This is a genomic window from Bradyrhizobium sp. CCBAU 51753 (assembly GCF_015291565.1).
Classification (GTDB): Bacteria; Pseudomonadota; Alphaproteobacteria; order Rhizobiales; family Xanthobacteraceae; genus Bradyrhizobium; species Bradyrhizobium ivorense.
On record NZ_CP030037.1, the window covers coordinates 7619192 to 7636455 of the forward strand.

Sequence of the window (17264 nt, forward strand, 5' to 3'; positions counted from 1 at the left end):
TGCAGCGACAAACCAAACCCCAGGCCCGGGTAGACCCCGGATCTGCTCTTCTTCGCTCGGGTCAGACGGTGCGAAAGATCACCACGGCCGACAGAAGCGAAATCAGTGTTGCGAGCCACAGGCTCGAGATTTCCACGCCCTCGCCGATCGGCAGGGTGAGGATCGGATCGGTGCCGACGAGGCCGATCCACACCAGGTGGATCACCGCTGCCAGCACCAGCGAAATGAACAAACGATCGCCGCGCGTGGTCGGAATGCGCAGCACGCCGACGCGCTCGGCCTCGGGATAAACCGCCGCGAGCCAGGTCATCACGCCGAGCGTCGAGGCGAGTAGCGCGAAGAAGATCGCGGTCGGCAGCGTCCAGGCCATCCATGCAATGGATTCCATGCCTCAACTCCTTCCATGCGACGCACTGCGCCCCCTCTCCCCGTCCTTCACGGGGAGAAGGTTGGGGTGAGGGGCTCTATCCACGCGGTCGATTCGCGGAGAGCCCCCCTCACCCGGATCGCATCTGCGATGCGATCCGACCTCTCCCCGCAAGCGGGGCGAGGTGAAGTTCAGCATGCGGCTGGGCTTCGTCATGGTGCTACACCCGGCCGAGCGCGAAGCCGCGCGCGATATAGTTGCGGACGAACCAGATCACGAGCGCGCCCGGGATGATGGTGAGCACGCCGGCGGCGGCGAGCAGGCCCCAGTCCATGCCGGCGGCGGACACCGTGCGCGTCATGATCGCCGCGATCGGCTTGGCCTGCACGGATGTGAGCGTGCGCGCCAACAGCAGCTCGACCCACGAGAACATGAAGCAGAAGAACGCGGCAACGCCGATGCCGCTTGCGATCAGCGGCACCAGGATCTTGATGAAGAAGCGCGGGAACGAATAGCCGTCGAGGAAGGCGGTCTCGTCGATCTCGCGCGGCACGCCGGACACGAAGCCTTCGAGGATCCACACCGCGAGCGGCACGTTGAAGATGCAGTGCGCGAGCGCCACCGCCCACGGCGTATCGAACAGGCCGATCGCCGAATAGAGGTTGAAGAACGGCAGCGCATAGACCGCGGCCGGCGCCATGCGGTTCGACAGCAGCCAGAAGAACAAATGCTTGTCGCCGAGGAAGCGGTAGCGCGAGAACGCATAGGCCGCAGGCAGCGCCACCGCGATCGAGATGATGGTGTTGAGCACGACATATTCGAGCGAGTTAATGTAGCCCGAATACCAGCTCTCGTCGGTGAAGATGCGCTTGTAGTGCTGCAGCGTCGGCGTGTGCGGCCACAGCGTCATGGTCGAGACGATCTCGGCGTTGGTCTTGAAGCTCATGTTGACCAGCCAGTAGATCGGCAGCAGCAGGAAGATCAAAAACAGCGCCATGATCAGGCGACGGCCGGGAATCGAGTGCATCACGCCACTCCTTCCTTGGCCGGGCGCTCTGCACCGGCATTGGTCATCACGGTGTAGAACACCCAGCACACGATCAGGATGATCAGATTGTAGACCAGCGACAGCGCCGCAGCCTTGCCGAGGTCGAACTGGCCGAGCGCGATCTTGACGAGCTCGATCGAGATGAAGGTGGTCGAGTTGCCCGGACCGCCGCCGGTGACGACGAACGGCTCGGTGTAGATCATGAAACTATCCATGAAGCGCAGCAGCACCGCGATCAGCAGCACGCGGTTCATCTTCGGCAATTGGATCGCCTTGAATACCGCCCAGCGCGAGGCGCCGTCGATCTGCGCCGCCTGGTAATAGGCCTCGGGGATCGACTTCAGCCCGGCGTAGCACAGCAGCGCGACCAGGCTCGTCCAGTGCCAGACGTCCATCACGATCACCGTGATCCAGGCGTCGACGTCATTGGAGACGTAGTTGTAGTCGAAGCCGAGGTGGTTCAGCACGTAGCCGAGCAGGCCGATATCGGGCCGGCCGAAGATTTGCCAGATGGTGCCGACCACGTTCCACGGAATCAGCAGCGGCAGCGCGAGGATGACGAGGCAGGCGGCGACGGTCCAGCCCTCGCGCGGCATCGACAGCGCAACGATGATGCCGAGCGGCACCTCGATGGCGAGGATCACCGCCGAGAAGAACAGGTTGCGGCCGAGCGAGGCCAGGAAGCGGCCGCCGAGATCGGTGGAGGGATCGAGCAGCTCCTTGAACCAGCCGACGCCGTTCCAGAAGAACTGGTTGTTGCCGAACGTGTCCTGCATCGAATAGTTCACGACGGTCATCAGCGGGATCACCGCGGAGAACGCGACCACCAAAAACACCGGCAGCACCAGGAACCAGGCCTTCTGGTTGACGATCCTGTCCATCAGGCAACCCCCTCGACCAATTGGCTGTCGGCGTAGACGTGGACATGCGCGGGATCGAAGATCAGCCCTGTCGTGTCGCCGGAGACCGAGAAGCCCGGCGGCACGCGGGCGGCGAGCTTGGTGTTGCCGACGCGGACGCGGGCGAACTGGATGCGGCCGAGATCGTCGATCCGCTCGACCTTGGCCGACAACAGCCCCGAGGCGGGCGTCGCGACATCGACGAATTCGGGCCGCACGCCGATCTCGATCTTTTTGCCCGCCGGCAGGACGCCGTAGTTGCGGCGAAGCCCGATGACGTGACCATCGATCCGCGCCTCGTGGCCGGATACTTCGGCGGGCACGATGTTCATGCCGGGCGAGCCGATGAAGTAGCCGACGAAGGTGTGCGCCGGCTTGTCGAACAATTCGGCCGGCGTGCCGCTCTGCACCACGCGGCCGTCATGCATCACGACGACAGTGTCGGCAAAGGTCAGCGCTTCGGTCTGGTCGTGGGTGACGTAGATCATCGTGAGGTCGAGCTCGCGATGCAGCGCCTTCAGTTTGGAGCGCAGCTGCCACTTCAATTCAGGATCGATCACCGTCAGCGGCTCGTCGAACAGCACGGCGGCGACGTCGGAGCGCACGAGGCCGCGGCCGAGCGAGATTTTTTGCTTGGCATCCGCAGTGAGCCGCGTCGCTTTGCGATTCAGATAGGGGCTCAAGTCGAGCAGGTCGGCGATCTGCTTGACCCGCGCATCGACCTCGGCCTTGGCGACGCCGCGGTTCTTCAGCGGGAAGGCCAGGTTCTGACCCACCGTCATGGTGTCGTAGATCACAGGGAACTGGAACACCTGCGCAATGTTGCGCTTCTGCGTCGACAGCGGCGTGATGTCCTTGCCGTCGAACATTATTTTTCCGCGCGACGGCGTCACGATGCCGGAGATCAGATTGAGCAGCGTGGTCTTCCCGCAGCCGGACGGGCCGAGCAGCGCATAGGCGCCGCCCTGCCGCCAGGTCATGGTCACCGGCTTCAGCGCAAAGGATGCCGGCGGCGCGTCGTTGCCGCCGTAGGAATGGGCCAAATCGACGAGGTCAATGCGGGCCATGAAGCATCTCCCTCACTTGCTCTGCTTGATCGGCGCGTTCGCTTCACGCGAACCGCCGCGCACTTCGCTTGAAAACGCTGTTGCAGGCGACGCGACCAGGCGGTCGGACGCGTCGAACACGAAGATATTGTCGGGATCGAGCGCGGCATCCAGCATCTGCCCCGGCTCGTACTCGTGCACGCCGTGCAGCACCGCGACCCAATTCGATCCATGGACATGCAAATGCACAAAGCTCTCCGAGCCGGTGATCTCGGTCACCGTCACGGCGGCGGAGAATTTGTGGCGTCCCGCGGCGGCGCTGCCGACCTCGAGCTGATGCGCGCGAAAACCGACGCGGTAGGTGCCGTTGGGCAAATTGGCATAGAGGCCGGCCGCCGGGGCCTGCTCGCCGCCGCCGTAAGTCACCTGCCCGCCCTTCTTCTCGATGCCGATGATGTTGAGCGGCGGATCGGAGAACACCTGCGCGACCCGCAGCGTGTCGGGATGGCGGTAGACCTTTGGCGTCGCGCCGACCTGCAGTGCCCGGCCCTCCCACATGCACACGGTGTCGCCGCCGAGCAGCAGCGCTTCGGAGGGCTCGGTGGTGGCGTAGACGAAGATCGCCCCCGACGCCTCGAAGATGCGCGGCAGCTCGGTGCGCAGTTCCTCGCGCAGCTTGTAGTCGAGATTGGCGAGCGGCTCGTCGAGCAGCACGAGGTCGGCGCCCTTGACCAGCGCCCTCGCGATCGCCGTGCGCTGCTGCTGGCCGCCGGAGAGCTGCAGCGGCGTGCGCTTCAGGAACGGCTCGAGCCGCAGTAGATGGGCGGCTTCGGCGACCCGCTGCTCGATCTCGGCGCGCGGCTTGCCCTGCACCCGCAGCGGCGAGGCGATGTTCTCGTAGACCGTCAGCGAGGGATAGTTGATGAACTGCTGGTAGACCATCGCGACCGAGCGCTGCCGCACGTCGGCGCCGGTGACGTCCTTGCCGTCGACCAGCACGCGCCCGGTGGCCGGCTTGTCGAGGCCGGCGAGCAGCCGCATGATCGAAGTCTTGCCCGACAGCGTCGGCCCGAGGAGCACGCTGAGCGTGCCTCGCTCCAGCGTCAGCGAGACATCGCGGATGGTCGGAATGCCATCCACGGTCCGCGTGACGTTTTGCAGCGCGACGCTCATGTCCGTCCTCCCGCTTCGCGAAGGGGACGTTCACCCGAGACGCGGTTGGCGGCCATCCACTCGTCGAGCGCGGCGATTTCACTCGCCGTCATCCGCAGGCCCAGCTTGGATCGTCGCCAGACGACGTCTTCCGCAGTCCGCGCCCACTCGTTGGCCATCAGGTACCTGACTTCGCTCTCCGTCAAGGTGGCGCCGAAGGCGCGGCCGAGATCATCGGCCGATGCTGCATTGCCCAGCAGTTTTGTGGCGCGCGTGCCGTACGCATGCGCGAGACGGTTGGCGTGCGGCTGCGCGAGGAACGGATAGCTGCGCACGAGTTCGGCCGACAGCGCCGTGACGGCGGAGACATCCATGTCGCCGCCGGGCAGCGGCGCCTTGCCGGTCCAGCCTTCCTTGGCCTTTGCGCTGCGCAGATAAGGCGCCAGCCGCTCCAGCGCCTCTTCGGCAAGCCGGCGATAGGTCGTGATCTTGCCGCCATAGATCGACAGCAGCGGAGCACCGCCGGGCGTGTCGAGCTCGAACACATAGTCGCGGGTCGCGGCCTTGGCTTCGCTGGCGCCGTCGTCATACAGCGGTCGCACGCCGGAATAGTCCCAGACCACGTCCTCGGGCTTCACCGGCTTGGCGAGGTATTCGCTGGCGGAGGCGCAGAGATAGGCGATCTCCTCGGCCGTCGCCTTCACCTTGGCCGGGTCGCCGTCATAGTCGCGGTCGGTGGTGCCGATCAGCGAGAAATCGCCCTGATAGGGGATGACGAAGATGATGCGGCCGTCGGCATTCTGGAAGATGTAGGCGCGGTCGTGGTCGTAGAGCTTCTTCACCACGATGTGCGAGCCCTGCACCAGCCGCACCTTTGCGCGCGCGTTGACGCCGGCGCCGGACGAAAGCACCTGCTCGACCCAGGGACCGCCGGCATTGACCAAGACGCGCGACTTGATGGTCTCGCGCACACCGCTGTCGCGGTCCTCGACCGTAACGTGCCAGACGCCGTCGACCTGCCTGATCTCGACTGCGCGGGTGCGGGTGCGAATCTCGGCGCCGCGATCGGCGGCGTCGCGCGCAGTCAGCGCGACCAGCCGCGCGTCGTCAACGAAGCAGTCGGAATATTCAAAGCCCTTGCTGTAGCGGCCCGGGATCAGCGGCTTGCCGACCGCGTCGCGGGTGAGATCCAGCGAGCGCGTCGCCGGCAGCAGATGGCGGCCGCCGATGTGGTCGTACAGGAACAGGCCGAGCCGCAGCAGCCAGGCCGGACGCAGGCCGGCGTGATGCGGCAAAACGAAGCGCAAGGGGCGGATGATGTGGGGCGCGATCTGCCAAAGGATTTCGCGTTCGATCAGCGCCTCGCGCACCAGACGAAACTCGTAATATTCGAGATAGCGCAGGCCGCCATGCACGAGCTTGGTCGACCAGGACGACGTCCCGCTCGCCAAGTCATTCATTTCACAAAGGAAAACAGAGTTGCCCCGGCCCGCCGCATCGCGCGCGATGCCGCAGCCATTCACACCGCCTCCAATGATGGCGAGGTCGTAAATTCGGTCCAAGAACGCTTCCCCGGCAAACCGTCTTCGCTTTGGCGGTCTTACTTTCGGATTGCATTAGATCACAAGCGAAAACGAAAGCAAACCGAAAATGGGAACCCTGCGGTGGGGAATTTTTAGGCAAGTGCCTTCGGCCGGGTTAGGTGGCCATTGCCGGACCCGTCACCCTGAGGTGCGCGCCTAGCGGCGCAATTTGCGCCGCTAGGCGAGCCTCGAAGGGTGCACGGCCCCGCTGGTGGCCGTCGACCCTTCGAGGGCCGCTGAAGAAGCGGCCACCTCAGGGTGACGGGGATGGATTTGTGCGCGCAGGTCTATCCGCGTCATTGCGAGCGAAGCGAAGCAATCCATCGGTCCGCATCCGCGGAAGGATGGATTGCTTCGTCGCTATCGCTCCTCGCAATGACGGGGAAGGAGATACGCACTGCTTTGGCTCGTCACCCGGTGGAAAGCACAGCTCGCGTCGGCTACGCGCTGCGCAGCGTGGCCGGGGCGGGCTCGGCGGCGGTGTCGTCGATGTCGGGTTGCGGCTTGTCCATCGCCACCACCACCTCGATGCCGCGGCTGTGGCAGATGTTGGCGAGACCCGTGGGCAGCGGCGAGTCGGTGATAAAGGTCTGGATCTGGCTGATATGGGCGATCCGCACCGGCGCGCTGCGGCGGAGTTTTGTCGCGTCCGACACCAGCATGACGTTGCGCGCGTTGGCGATGATCGCCTGCGCGACCTGCACCTCGCGATAGTCGAAATCGAGCAAGGCGCCCTCCTCGTCGATCGCGGAGGCGCCGATGATGGCGTAGTCGACCTTGAACTGGCCGATCAATTGCGTCGCGGTCGAGCCGACCACGGCGCCGTCGGCGCGCCGCACCGTGCCGCCGGCGACCACCACCTCGATGCGCGGATGGCGATACAGCAGCATCGCGACGTTGAGGTTATTGGTGATGACGAGCAGGTCCTCGTGCGAGGTCAGCGCGCTCGCGACTTCCTCCGTCGTGGTGCCGATGTTGATGAACAGCGAGCAGCCGTTCGGGATCCGCGCCGCGGCGGCGGCGCCGATTGCCTTCTTCTCCTCGGCGGCGACGAATCGCCGGGCCTCATAGGCAAGATTTTCCACGCCGGAGGCGATGATGGCGCCGCCGTGGATGCGGGTCAGCGAGCGCTGGTCGCAGAGATCGTTGAGGTCCTTGCGGATCGTCTGCGCCGAAACCTCGAAACGCTTTGCCAGATCCTCCACCATGACCCGGCCGAACGCGCGTGCGATGTTAAGGATCTCGGTCTGGCGATGGGAAAGTCCGGCCACGGTGGCACCCTTGAAGCGGCGAGTCGCCCATGCTGCGACTGTTCGGCGCAGAGGTCAACGATCGCGCTTCTGTCATTCCGGGATGCTGCGCAGCACCAGACCTCAGGTACGCGATTGCGCACCGGGGAATCTCGAGATTCCGGGTTCGATGCTATCGCATCGCCCCGGAACGACATCTCTCCTACGACGCCATCTGCAAGGTCTGGCCGGTCACGAGACGGCGTGCGGCGCGTTCGGCTTCGCGGGCGTTGCGGAAAATCTGGCCCTCGAGGGGGGCGAAACGGTGCGACGCAGCAAAGAACCGGTAACCACTGATATCTCGCACCACGATACCCGCGGTCTGCGAACTCACTTCGATCACGTAGCTATCAGACATAGTCGGCCTCTGTTTGATTCCGGGCCGACAACGGGGTTGCTGGCGGTTTGTTCCTCGCGCCCGCGCCTTGTTTGAGCATGATCTTTTCGGAAAACCGCTTCGCACTTTTCCGGATCATGCTTTAGGTCGTGATCGTCGCACCGTCGCGCTGGATCGGCTGCGGCTGGCCGTGTTCGTCGATCGAAACATAGGTAAAATTGCCGTCAGTCACCAAAATGGCTTGCTGCGCGCGGCGGCGCAGCACCCAGGCTTCGAGATGCACCGTGATCGAGGTGCGGCCGAGCCGCACCAGCGTGGCGTGCACCGAGACGAGATCGCCGACATAGACGGGTTTGCGGAAGTTCATCGCATCGATCGCGACCGTCACGGTGCGCGACTTCGCGACCTTGGAGGCGAACACGCCGCCGCCGACATCCATCTGGCTGAGCAGCCAGCCGCCAAAAATGTCGCCATTGGCATTGGTGTCGGCCGGCATCGCCAGCGTGCGGATGCAGAGATCGCCCTGCGGCTCGGTGTCGGTGGAGAGCGGCGGGTGAGCATGGACGTCGGTCGTTTGCGGGTCGGTCACTTGAAAGCCTCCCAGCCGGGATCGGGCGCAAATCGTCCGCCGAACTTGCGCATCAGCGTCTGCATGGTCGATACCACATTGTCGACGCCGCGGCTGCGCGCGTAGTTGAGCGGGCCGCCACGGAACGGCGCATAGCCGGTGCCGAAGATCATCGCGCCGTCGACCATGTCGGCGTTGTCGACGATGCCTTCGCGCAGCGCGGCGACGCAGACATTGGAGATCGGCAGCACCAGGCGGTCGATCATCTCGTCGGTCACCTTGGGGCCGGTCTCCGGCAGCGGCGCTTTCTCCGCCTTGCCGTCCTTCCAGGTGTAGAAGCCCTTGCCGGTCTTGCGGCCGAGCTCGCCTTTGGCGACCTTGTCGCGCAGCCAGGCCGGCGTCGGCGGCAGCGCATCGCCGAACTTCGAGCGCAGCATGTCGCCAACGTCGAGGCAGATATCGAGGCCGACCTGGTCGGCGAGCTCGATCGGGCCCATCGGCATGCCGAACTGCACGGCCGCGGCGTCGATCAGGCGCTGGTCGGTCTTCTCGTCCAGTATCATCATCGCTTCCAGCATGTAGGGCGTCAGCGCGCGGTTGACGAGAAAGCCCGGCGAGCTCTTAACCGGCAGTGGCAAGCGGTCGATCGCGCCGACGAAGGCCAGCGCCTCCTTCAATAGCGTCGCATCGGTGCCGTCATGGTTGACGACCTCGACGAGTTGCAGCCGCGACACCGGATTGAAGAAATGCAGGCCGAGCAGCCGCTCCGGCCGGGCAAGCGTGGTGCGTAGGTCCTGCAGCGGGATGCTGGAAGTGTTGGTGGCGAGGATCGCGCCCGGCTTCATCCGCGGCTCGAGCGAGGCGTAGACCTTCTGCTTCAGCTCGAGCTTCTCCGGCACCGCCTCGATGATCAGGTCGGCGTTGCGGACGCCCTCGCCCTCCATGTCGGGGACCAGGCGGTCGAGCGCGTCGCGCTGGTCGATCTTCTTGCGCTTGATCTTGCCGAACAGCTCGGAGGCCCGCTTCATCGCGCCGGCGATCGGCTCGGCCTTCATGTCGGCCAAGGTCACCCGCATGTCCTGGTTGGCGCACCAGGCCGCGATGTCGCCGCCCATCGCGCCGGCGCCGATGACATGGACGTGCTGCACCTTGTTGCCGCTGCCGGCGGCCTTCTTCATCTGCTCGCGCAGGAAGAAGACGCGGATCAGATTCTGCGCTGATGGCGTCACCATCAAATTGGCGAACGAGACCTTCTCCGCGTTCAGCATCGCCGCGCGGTTGCCGGCATGCTTCTCCCAGAGATCGATCAGCGCGTAGGGCGCCGGATAATGCGCGTGCGGCGCCGCCTTCTCGGCCTCGCGGCGCATGCGGGAGGCGAGAAAGCCCCTGGCGGCGCCGAGATTGAGCAGCTTGTTGAGCGCGCCCGGCCTCGTGCGTTTGAGCCGGCCGAACACCGCGTCTTTGACCGCGTTGCGGACGTGGCGCTCCTGGGTGACGGCATCGACCAGGCCAAGCGCCTTGGCGCGGCGCGCGTCGATGGTCCGGCCGGTCAGCATCAGGGTCATCGCCTGTAGCGGGTTGACTAGCTCGGTGAAGCGCACGGTGCCGCCGAGGCCCGGATGCAGGCCGAGCATCACCTCGGGAAAGCCGAACCGCGCGTCGTCGATCGCGATCCGCATCTGGCAGGCCAGCGCGACCTCGAGGCCGCCGCCGAGGCAGAAGCCGTGGACCACCGCGACCGACGGCACGCGCAGCGCCTCGAGCCGGTCGATCACCGCATGCGCACGGCCGATCTCGGTCTCGACCGCACGCGGATCGCTGGCGCCGCGGAATTCGTTGACATCGGCGCCGGCGATGAAGCCGCTTTTTTTCGCCGAGCGGATCACCAGCCCGGTCGGCCGCTGGCTCTCCAGCGCGGTGACAACAGCGTCGAGCTCCTCCAGCAGATCGGCCGACAGCGTGTTGGCGCTGGCCCCGGCGCGGTCGAACAGCAGCCAGGCGATGCCGTCCTCGTCGCGGGTCAGCCTGAAATTCTTGTACGGGCTGTCGGCAGCCGGCGCCGGCCCGAGCTCGAGCACGCGGTCGGCGAGAAGGTCCATGATCCGAGAATCCATGATCACACCATCTCAATCAACATCGCGCCGCCCTGCCCGCCGCCGATACATTCGGTGGCGACGCCCCGCCGGGTGCCGAGCCGCTTCATCGCATTGACCAGATGCAGCACGATGCGGTTGCCGCTGGTGCCGACGGGATGACCGAGGCTGATCGCCCCGCCGTCGACGTTGAGTTTTGCGCGGTCGATCTCGCCGGCGGCGCCGTCGAGGCCGAGAATCTCGCGGCAGAATTTGTCGTCGTTCCAGGCGGCGAGGCAGCCGAGCACCTGGGTGGCGAACGCCTCGTTCAATTCCCAGGTCTCGACGTCCTGCAAGGTCAAGTCATTGCGCTTCAGCAGCGCGCTCGCCGACAGCACCGGGCCGAGCCCCATGATCGATGGATCGAGCGCCGACCACTGGCTGTCGAGAATGACGGCCTTCGGCGTCAAGGCGTGCTTGGCCACCGCCTTCTCGGACGCCAGGATCACCCAGGAGGCGCCGTCGGTGATCTGCGAGGAATTGCCGGCGGTGACCTGGCCCCAGGGGCGCTCGAACACCGGCCTCAGCTTTGCGAGCGTCTCCGGCGTCGAGTCGGGGCGGACGCCGTCGTCATGATCGTAGAACTTGCCGTCGCGGGAGAACGCAGTCTCGACCTCGCCCTTGAGGAAACCCTGCTTCTGCGCATTCGCCAGCCGCTGGTGGCTCTCGGCGGCATAGGCGTCGGACTGGGCGCGCGTGATGCCGAAGAGATGGCCGACCTTCTCGGCGGTCTGGCCCATGTTGAGCTCGGTGATCGGATCGGTGAGCCCGCGCTCGAGCCCGATGATCGGCTTGAGGTAGCTCGGCTTGACCTTCAGCGCGGCCATGATCTTGGCGCCGATGCCCTTGGCGCCGGCAAGGCCCGCGAACCAGCGCACGCCGGAATTCGGCCAGACCAGCGGCGCGTGGCTCAACGCCTCGGCGCCGCCGGCGAGGATGAGGTCGGAAATGCCCTCGCGGATGTAGCGGTAGCCGGTGTCGATCGATTGCATGCCGGAGCCGCAATTGATCTGCACCGTGAAGGCGACCATCTGCTCGCCCATGCCGAGCCGCAGCGCCGCGACGCGGGCCGGGTTCATCTCGTCGGCGATGACGTTGACGCAGCCGAGGATCACCTGGTCGAACGCGGTGGGCGCAAACGGCTGGCGCGCCAATAGCGGCCGGCCGCATTGCACGGCGAGATCGACCGGGGTGAACGGGCCGGGACCGGAGCGCGCCTTCAGGAACGGCGTCCTGCTGCCGTCGACGATAAAGACTGGTCGCGCCATCAGCTCGCCGCCCTCTGCTCACCAAGCTCCTGGAAGAACTGATGCACGTCGGCGGATTTCTTGTAAATCGGGGACAGCGCCTCGGGCGCAAAATCATCGACCTCGATGACTTTTGTGACGGCTTCATGAGCGGCCGCGAGCCTGGCGCCGTCGCTCTCGGTGATGACGCCCTTCTTGACCGCCTCTTTCCAGTCATGAATCCGCGCCGCGCGCAGCTGCTTGGCGGCGTCCTCGGCCTCGTGCACGAGGCGGAAGGCTTTTTCCAGCCGCGCGATGCCGCCGTCATCCTCGACAAAGGCGAGATCGGGCGTCAGGCGATCGCGCGCTGCCGACGGCGACAGCACGAGCTGCGCGCATTGATGCACGACGCGATCCGAGGGACCCACCACGCGGGCGCCAAAGGGCTGGATCAGGAATTTGAGGATGATCGCGACGAAGCGGTTAGGCAGATTGGCGAGGATCTCGGCAAAACGGTTCTCGATGGTCTTGAAACCGGTCGCCATGCACCATTCCAGCGCCGGCAGATCCTCCTTCTGCCGGCCCTCGTCCTGCCAGCGCTTCAGCGCGGCAGAGAGCAGATAGAGTTCTGAGAGAATGTCGCCGAAGCGGGCGGAGAGCATCTCCTTGCGCTTCAGCGCGCCGCCGAGCGTGAGCAGCGCCATGTCGGCGCACAGCGCGAAGGCCGACGAATAGCGCGAGAGCTGGCGATAATATTCCGTCGCCTCGCCGGCATCGGGCGCCGGTGCGAACAGGCCAAAGGTCCAGCTGCGGCCCCAGGCGCGGAACATGGTCGCAAAACTGTGGCCGACATGCTGCCAGAACGCGGTGTCGAACGCGATCAAGCCCCTGTCGCGATCGGTGTCGCCGAGCGCATTTATCTCCTGCAGCAGATAGGGATGCGCGCGGATCGCGCCCTGCCCGAACACGATCAGGTTGCGGGTGAGGATGTTGGCGCCTTCGACCGTGATGCCGACCGGCACCGAGCGGTAGAGGTTGCCGAGATAGTTTTGCGGCCCGTCGATCACGGCCTTGCCGCCATGGATGTCCATGGCGTCGTCGATCGCGATCCGCATCCGCTCGGTGGCGTGCAGCTTCATGATGCCGGAGATGACGGCGGGATGATGCCCCTCGTTCAGCGCGGCGCAGGTCAGCCGCCGCGCGGCGTCGAGCAGATAGGCGGTGCCGGCAATGCGCGCCAGCGGCTCCTCGATGCCCTCGAACTTGGAGATCGAGATGCCGAACTGCTCTCGGATGCGGGCATAGGCGCCGGTGGTGCGCGCGGCATAGGCGGCGCCGGCGGCCGACAGCGACGGCAGCGAAATGCCGCGGCCGGCAGCGAGCGCGGTCATCAGCATCTTCCAGCCCTGGCCGAGCCGCTCTTGGCCGCCGATGATGTAGTCGAGCGGGATGAAGACGTCGCGGCCCCAGTTCGGGCCGTTCTGGAACACCTGCATCGCCGGCAGATGGCGGTGGCCGATCGAGACACCCGGCAGATGGGTCGGGATCAGCGCCACCGTGATGCCGAGCTCTTCTTCCTGGCCGACCAGGTGATCGGGATCGTAGGCCTTGAAGGCAAGGCCGAGCAGCGTCGAGACCGGGCCGAGGGTGATGTAGCGCTTGTGCCAGTTCAGCTTCAGCCCGAGCACCTCGCGGCCCTCGAAATTGCCCTTGCAGATGATGCCGGTGTCGACCATCGAGGCAGCGTCCGAGCCGGCCTCGGGGCTGGTCAGGCCGAAGCAGGGAATGTCGCGGCCGTCGGCGAGGCGCGGCAGCCATTTGTCCTGCTGCTCCCTGGTGCCGAAGCGCATCAGCAGTTCGCCCGGCCCGAGCGAGTTCGGCACCATCACGGTGACGGCCGCGGTCAGCGAGCGCGAGGAGATTTTGCGCACCACTTCGGAATGCGCGTAGGGCGAAAAGCCGAGGCCGCCGAACTCCTTCGGGATGATCATGCCGAAGAATTTGTTCGCCTTGATGAAGGACCAGACCTCGGGCGGCAGGTCGCGCCATTCCCAATTGATCTTCCACTCGTCGAGCATCTTGCAAAGCTCGTCGACCGGGCCGTGCAGGAAGGCATGCTCCTCGTCGGTCAGCTTGGCCGGCGCGTAGGCCAGAAATTTCGGCCAGTCGGGATTGCCGGTGAAGAGATCGGCATCCCACCAGACGTCACCGGCCTCCAGCGCCTCGCGCTCGGTGTCCGACATCGTCGGCAGCACGCCACGCGCCCAGGAGAAGATCGGCTTTGTGATGCGGTCGCGGCGGAAACTCATGGCGGGGGCTCCTCATGAAACGGCGGCGCGGATGGGTGATCTTATCGGAAACTGCCGTTCTCCGGTGAACACTTCGCTGTTCAAATAAAGCGAAATTGACACGGCAAACGCGCCGTTTGTTAACGGCGCGCCGCGCGTTGGGTTCCGAAAACCAAGGTGCGGCAATCAGGTAGCGGGGGTGCGCGGTGCTCACCTCTCCCATTGGGAGAGGTCGGCGCGGAGCGCCGGGTGAGGGGTTATCGTCTCTCGTTGGAGCCGCGGCCCCTCACCCGATTTGCTGCGCAAATCGACCTCTCCCCGCTGGGGAGAGGTGACGCAAGTCAGCCCGGTCCCGCGCCCTGGGTGGCCAAGTAGACCGCGTAGAGCGACTGGCTGGCGGCCATGAACAGGCGGTTGCGCTTGGGGCCGCCGAAGGTGATGTTGCCGCAGACCTCCGGCAGGCGGATGCGGCCGAGCAGCTTGCCATCCGGCGACCACACCGTCACGCCGCTGTAGCCGACGGCGCGGCCGGCATTGCTCGAGCACCAGACGTTGCCGTTGACGTCGCAACGGATGCCGTCGGGTCCGCACTTCACGCCATCGATCATGAAATCGCTGAAGCGCTTGCCGTTCGAGAGCTTGTTGTCGGTGCCGACATCGAACACGAAGACGTCGCCCTTGCCGCCCGGACCGCTATCGCCCGGCCCCTTGCCGGTCGAGACCACGTAGAGCTTCTTGTAATCCGGCGAGAAGCAGAGGCCGTTCGGGTCGGGCACCTGGTCCTCGGTCACCACGAGATCGACGCGGCCGGAGGGATCGATGCGGTAGCAGTTGGTCGGCAGCTCACGCTTGCCCGGTACGAAGCCCGCGGGCTGGCCGATCCGCGGATTGAGCTTGCCGGCCGGGTTGCTCGGGCCGCTCGCGGCGTCGGGCTCACCCTCGTAGAGCTGGCCGCCATAGGGCGGATCGGTGAACCAGTAGCTGCCGTCGGGATGCGCGACGATATCGTTCGGCGAGTTCAGGCGCTTGCCATTGTAGGAATCGGCGAGCACCGTCGCGGTGCCGTCGTGCTCGTAGCGCGTCACGCGGCGGGTCAGATGCTCGCAGGACAGCTGGCGGCCCTGGAAGTCGAACGAGTTGCCGTTCGAATTGTTGGACGGCGCGCGGAACACGCTGACATGGCCGTCATCTTCCGACCAGCGCATCTGCCGGTTGTTGGGGATGTCGCTCCACAGGAGGTAACGGCCCTGCGAGCTCCAGGCCGGGCCTTCCGCCCACAACAGTCCCGTGTAGAGACGTTTGATCGAGGTGTTCGGCTGGGCGAGGTCGTTGAAGGACGGATCGACCGCGATGACGTCGGGGTCCCAGAAATAGGTGGTCGGCGCCCCGCGCGGGCTGAAGTCGCGCGGCGGGCTGGTGATCGTGGTCGGCGGTCCGACCGGGGCGGCGTTCTGGGCCAGCGCGCTGCCGATACCCGTTGCGCCGGCGGCTGCGGTGACCGCAAGACCCTGGACAAGCGTTCGTCGTGAAACGTTTGGATCGCGCTTCTGTTGGCGTGTCATCGCATCCTCCCACTGGGTTGACCGGCCGTTGATCCGGCCTGGCGGGTGGAGGTTAGACTGCTCCCGGCGAGGTTGCGAGTGACGGTTTTTCATGCCTGCGCGCGAAAAGGTCACGGCGCTGCGTGCGCTCTTCACCGCGTCGTTGCGAGCGAAGCGAAGCAATCCATCTATCTCGCGCGTGGATGGATGGATTGCTTCGTCGCTTCGCTCCTCGCAATGACGGCGCGCGGGCGGGTGCCTTCACCTCTCCCCGCTTGCAGGGAGAGGTCGGAACGCATCGGCAGATGCGTTCCGGGTGAGGGGGTACAGGTCTCACTGCTTGCGCGACTTGTGGAGGAAGCCCCTCACCCCGCCCTCTCCCCGCAAGAGCGGGGCGAGGGAGACGATAGAGCGCGGCTCAATCCGGCCGGATCATCTCGAACATGTTTTCCGGCTTGATCTCGAAATAATCGCCTCGGCGGCCGGCGCGGACGATCGGGTGGGCGAGCGCGGTCTGGTAGACGCCGTCCTTGATGAAGGCCTTGTCGATATAGACGGCGACGACTTCGCCGAGCGTCAGCCAGGCTTCCGCCTTCTTGCCGTCGGCGCCCTGCAGCTGGACGATCTGGCTGACCTTGCACTCGAACGACACCGGGCTCTCGGCGACCCGCGGCACGTTGACGAGCTTGCCCGGGAGCTGCGTGAGGCCCGCCAGCTTGAACTCGTCGACATCGCGGGCGACATGCGCCGCCGTCGCGTTCATGTGCTTGGCCAGATCCATCGTCGCCAGATTCCAGACGAACTCGCCGGTCTCCTGGATGTTGGCGACGCTGTCCTTCCAGTTGGTCGAGGAGAAGCCGATGATCGGCGGCACGTAGCAGAAGGCGTTGAAGAAGCTGTAGGGCGCAAGGTTGACGTTGCCGTCGGGGTCGCGCGAGGAGATCCAGCCGATCGGGCGCGGCGCGACGATGGCATTGAACGGGTCGTGCTTCAGGCCGTGGCCGTTCTTCGGCTCGTAGAAATGCAGATCTTTCGCGGTCACGGCTGGAGCCTCCTCGTCATTCCGGGATGGTGCGCTAGCACCAGACCCGGAATCTCGAGATTCCGGGTTCGATGCTACGCATCGCCCCGGAATGACGGCCAAGTCAACTGACGAGTGCGTCAGTAGATGGGGGTCAGTTGGGCCGGGTGCGCGGCGACAGGCCGGCGATGACGAAATCGATCATTTCGTCGATGGTCGGGCCCGGCTTGGTGGCGCACTGGGCGATCATCTGCGGGTGGAAGAAGCGCATCATCGCGGTGCAGGCGCACAGCGAGGCGAGCTGCAGGTCCTTGACCTCGAATTCGCCGGTGGCCGCGCCGTGCGCGATCACCTCGCCGATGACGCCCGCGATCATCTCCATGTGGGCGACGCAGACGTCCCAGTCCTCCTGCATCGCGATCTCGACCATCTCGTGCAGCTTGTTGTCACCGACATAGCGCTCGGTGTTCATGCGATTGACGGTCGTCATCACCTCGCGCAGGCGAACCACCGCCGGGCCGGGCGTCCGGGCAATGCGTTGCGCCTCGAGCTCGACCTCGCCCATCAGCCGCCGGGCCACGCCCTCGTGGATCGACTTCTTCGAATCGAAGAAGCGGTACACGTTGGCGGGGCTCATCCGCAGCTCTTTGGCGATGTCGGCCACAGTGGTCTTGAGGTAGCCGATCTGCCGGAACAAACGCTCCGCCACCACGAGAATCCGTTCGCGGGTGTCGGTTTCGGTATGTTCCGAGATGAGCGTCATGTTT

Annotated in this window: 15 protein-coding genes; all 15 read right to left on the minus strand. The window is 65.5% G+C overall.

The features are described 5' to 3' along the window. Positions 1-61: 61 nt before the first annotated feature. Positions 62-388 (minus strand): DUF2160 domain-containing protein, encoded by a 327-nt coding sequence (locus tag XH93_RS34865; protein ID WP_194470946.1) that lies wholly within the window; start codon positions 386-388, stop codon positions 62-64. A 199-nt stretch (positions 389-587) separates the two neighbouring features. Then, on the minus strand, positions 588-1394 hold the full coding sequence (locus tag XH93_RS34870; RefSeq protein WP_028333212.1) for a carbohydrate ABC transporter permease: 807 nt from the start codon (positions 1392-1394) through the stop codon (positions 588-590). Continuing rightward, positions 1394-2296 (minus strand): carbohydrate ABC transporter permease, encoded by a 903-nt coding sequence (locus tag XH93_RS34875; protein ID WP_139482139.1) that lies wholly within the window; start codon positions 2294-2296, stop codon positions 1394-1396. Before XH93_RS34875 ends, XH93_RS34870 begins: the two co-directional genes overlap by 1 nt. Next, positions 2296-3381 carry an ABC transporter ATP-binding protein gene (locus tag XH93_RS34880; protein WP_194470947.1) on the minus strand — a complete coding sequence of 362 codons (1086 nt, stop codon included), beginning with the start codon at positions 3379-3381 and terminating at the stop codon, positions 2296-2298. The genes XH93_RS34875 and XH93_RS34880 overlap by 1 nt, the downstream gene beginning before the upstream one ends. Positions 3382-3393: 12 nt before the next feature. Beyond that, a complete protein-coding gene (locus tag XH93_RS34885) occupies positions 3394-4533 on the minus strand; it encodes an ABC transporter ATP-binding protein (protein WP_194470948.1) in 1140 nt (379 codons plus the stop codon). Beyond that, positions 4530-6074: a glycerol-3-phosphate dehydrogenase gene (gene glpD / locus XH93_RS34890; RefSeq protein ID WP_139482142.1), complete on the minus strand. Its 1545-nt coding sequence runs from the start codon at positions 6072-6074 to the stop codon at positions 4530-4532. Before glpD ends, XH93_RS34885 begins: the two co-directional genes overlap by 4 nt. A 461-nt stretch (positions 6075-6535) precedes the next feature. Further along, positions 6536-7366, minus strand: a complete 831-nt coding sequence (locus tag XH93_RS34895; RefSeq protein WP_139481050.1) for a DeoR/GlpR family DNA-binding transcription regulator — start codon at positions 7364-7366, stop codon at positions 6536-6538. Between the two features lie 181 nt (positions 7367-7547). Beyond that, positions 7548-7742 carry a hypothetical protein gene (locus tag XH93_RS34900; RefSeq protein WP_139481051.1) on the minus strand — a complete coding sequence of 65 codons (195 nt, stop codon included), beginning with the start codon at positions 7740-7742 and terminating at the stop codon, positions 7548-7550. Between the two features lie 121 nt (positions 7743-7863). Then, entirely contained in the window at positions 7864-8217 is a 354-nt protein-coding gene (locus XH93_RS34905; protein ID WP_139481262.1) for an acyl-CoA thioesterase, read from the minus strand. Between the two features lie 89 nt (positions 8218-8306). After that, positions 8307-10403, minus strand: coding sequence for a 3-hydroxyacyl-CoA dehydrogenase NAD-binding domain-containing protein (locus tag XH93_RS34910; RefSeq protein ID WP_194470949.1), 2097 nt, complete (start codon positions 10401-10403; stop codon positions 8307-8309). A gap of 2 nt (positions 10404-10405) precedes the next feature. Next, positions 10406-11689 (minus strand): acetyl-CoA C-acetyltransferase, encoded by a 1284-nt coding sequence (locus XH93_RS34915; RefSeq protein WP_139864505.1) that lies wholly within the window; start codon positions 11687-11689, stop codon positions 10406-10408. After that, the gene (locus XH93_RS34920) at positions 11689-13956 is read right to left on the minus strand and encodes an acyl-CoA dehydrogenase (RefSeq protein WP_194470950.1); all 2268 of its coding nucleotides are present in this window, start codon (positions 13954-13956) and stop codon (positions 11689-11691) included. The genes XH93_RS34915 and XH93_RS34920 overlap by 1 nt, the downstream gene beginning before the upstream one ends. A gap of 320 nt (positions 13957-14276) precedes the next feature. After that, positions 14277-15497 carry an SMP-30/gluconolactonase/LRE family protein gene (locus XH93_RS34925; protein WP_194470951.1) on the minus strand — a complete coding sequence of 407 codons (1221 nt, stop codon included), beginning with the start codon at positions 15495-15497 and terminating at the stop codon, positions 14277-14279. A gap of 397 nt (positions 15498-15894) precedes the next feature. Beyond that, a complete protein-coding gene (locus XH93_RS34930; RefSeq protein WP_194470952.1) occupies positions 15895-16518 on the minus strand; it encodes a flavin reductase family protein in 624 nt (207 codons plus the stop codon). Between the two features lie 133 nt (positions 16519-16651). Next, positions 16652-17260, minus strand: coding sequence for a TetR/AcrR family transcriptional regulator (locus tag XH93_RS34935; protein ID WP_139864509.1), 609 nt, complete (start codon positions 17258-17260; stop codon positions 16652-16654). Between the last annotated feature and the right edge of the window lie 4 nt (positions 17261-17264).

Bases quoted from the DNA above. Each gene is read 5' to 3' on its own strand.
- XH93_RS34935 (WP_139864509.1), bottom strand. From the start codon at position 17,260: ATGACGCTCATCTCGGAACATACCGAAACCGACACCCGCGAACGGATT.
- XH93_RS34875 (WP_139482139.1), bottom strand. From the start codon at position 2,296: ATGGACAGGATCGTCAACCAGAAGGCCTGGTTCCTGGTGCTGCCGGTG.
- XH93_RS34925 (WP_194470951.1), bottom strand. From the start codon at position 15,497: ATGACACGCCAACAGAAGCGCGATCCAAACGTTTCACGACGAACGCTT.
- XH93_RS34885 (WP_194470948.1), bottom strand. From the start codon at position 4,533: ATGAGCGTCGCGCTGCAAAACGTCACGCGGACCGTGGATGGCATTCCG.
- XH93_RS34870 (WP_028333212.1), bottom strand. From the start codon at position 1,394: ATGCACTCGATTCCCGGCCGTCGCCTGATCATGGCGCTGTTTTTGATC.
- XH93_RS34900 (WP_139481051.1), bottom strand. From the start codon at position 7,742: ATGTCTGATAGCTACGTGATCGAAGTGAGTTCGCAGACCGCGGGTATC.
- XH93_RS34920 (WP_194470950.1), bottom strand. From the start codon at position 13,956: ATGAGTTTCCGCCGCGACCGCATCACAAAGCCGATCTTCTCCTGGGCG.
- XH93_RS34865 (WP_194470946.1), bottom strand. From the start codon at position 388: ATGGAATCCATTGCATGGATGGCCTGGACGCTGCCGACCGCGATCTTC.
- XH93_RS34915 (WP_139864505.1), bottom strand. From the start codon at position 11,689: ATGGCGCGACCAGTCTTTATCGTCGACGGCAGCAGGACGCCGTTCCTG.
- XH93_RS34905 (WP_139481262.1), bottom strand. From the start codon at position 8,217: ATGCCGGCCGACACCAATGCCAATGGCGACATTTTTGGCGGCTGGCTG.
- XH93_RS34880 (WP_194470947.1), bottom strand. From the start codon at position 3,381: ATGGCCCGCATTGACCTCGTCGATTTGGCCCATTCCTACGGCGGCAAC.
- XH93_RS34910 (WP_194470949.1), bottom strand. From the start codon at position 10,403: ATGGATTCTCGGATCATGGACCTTCTCGCCGACCGCGTGCTCGAGCTC.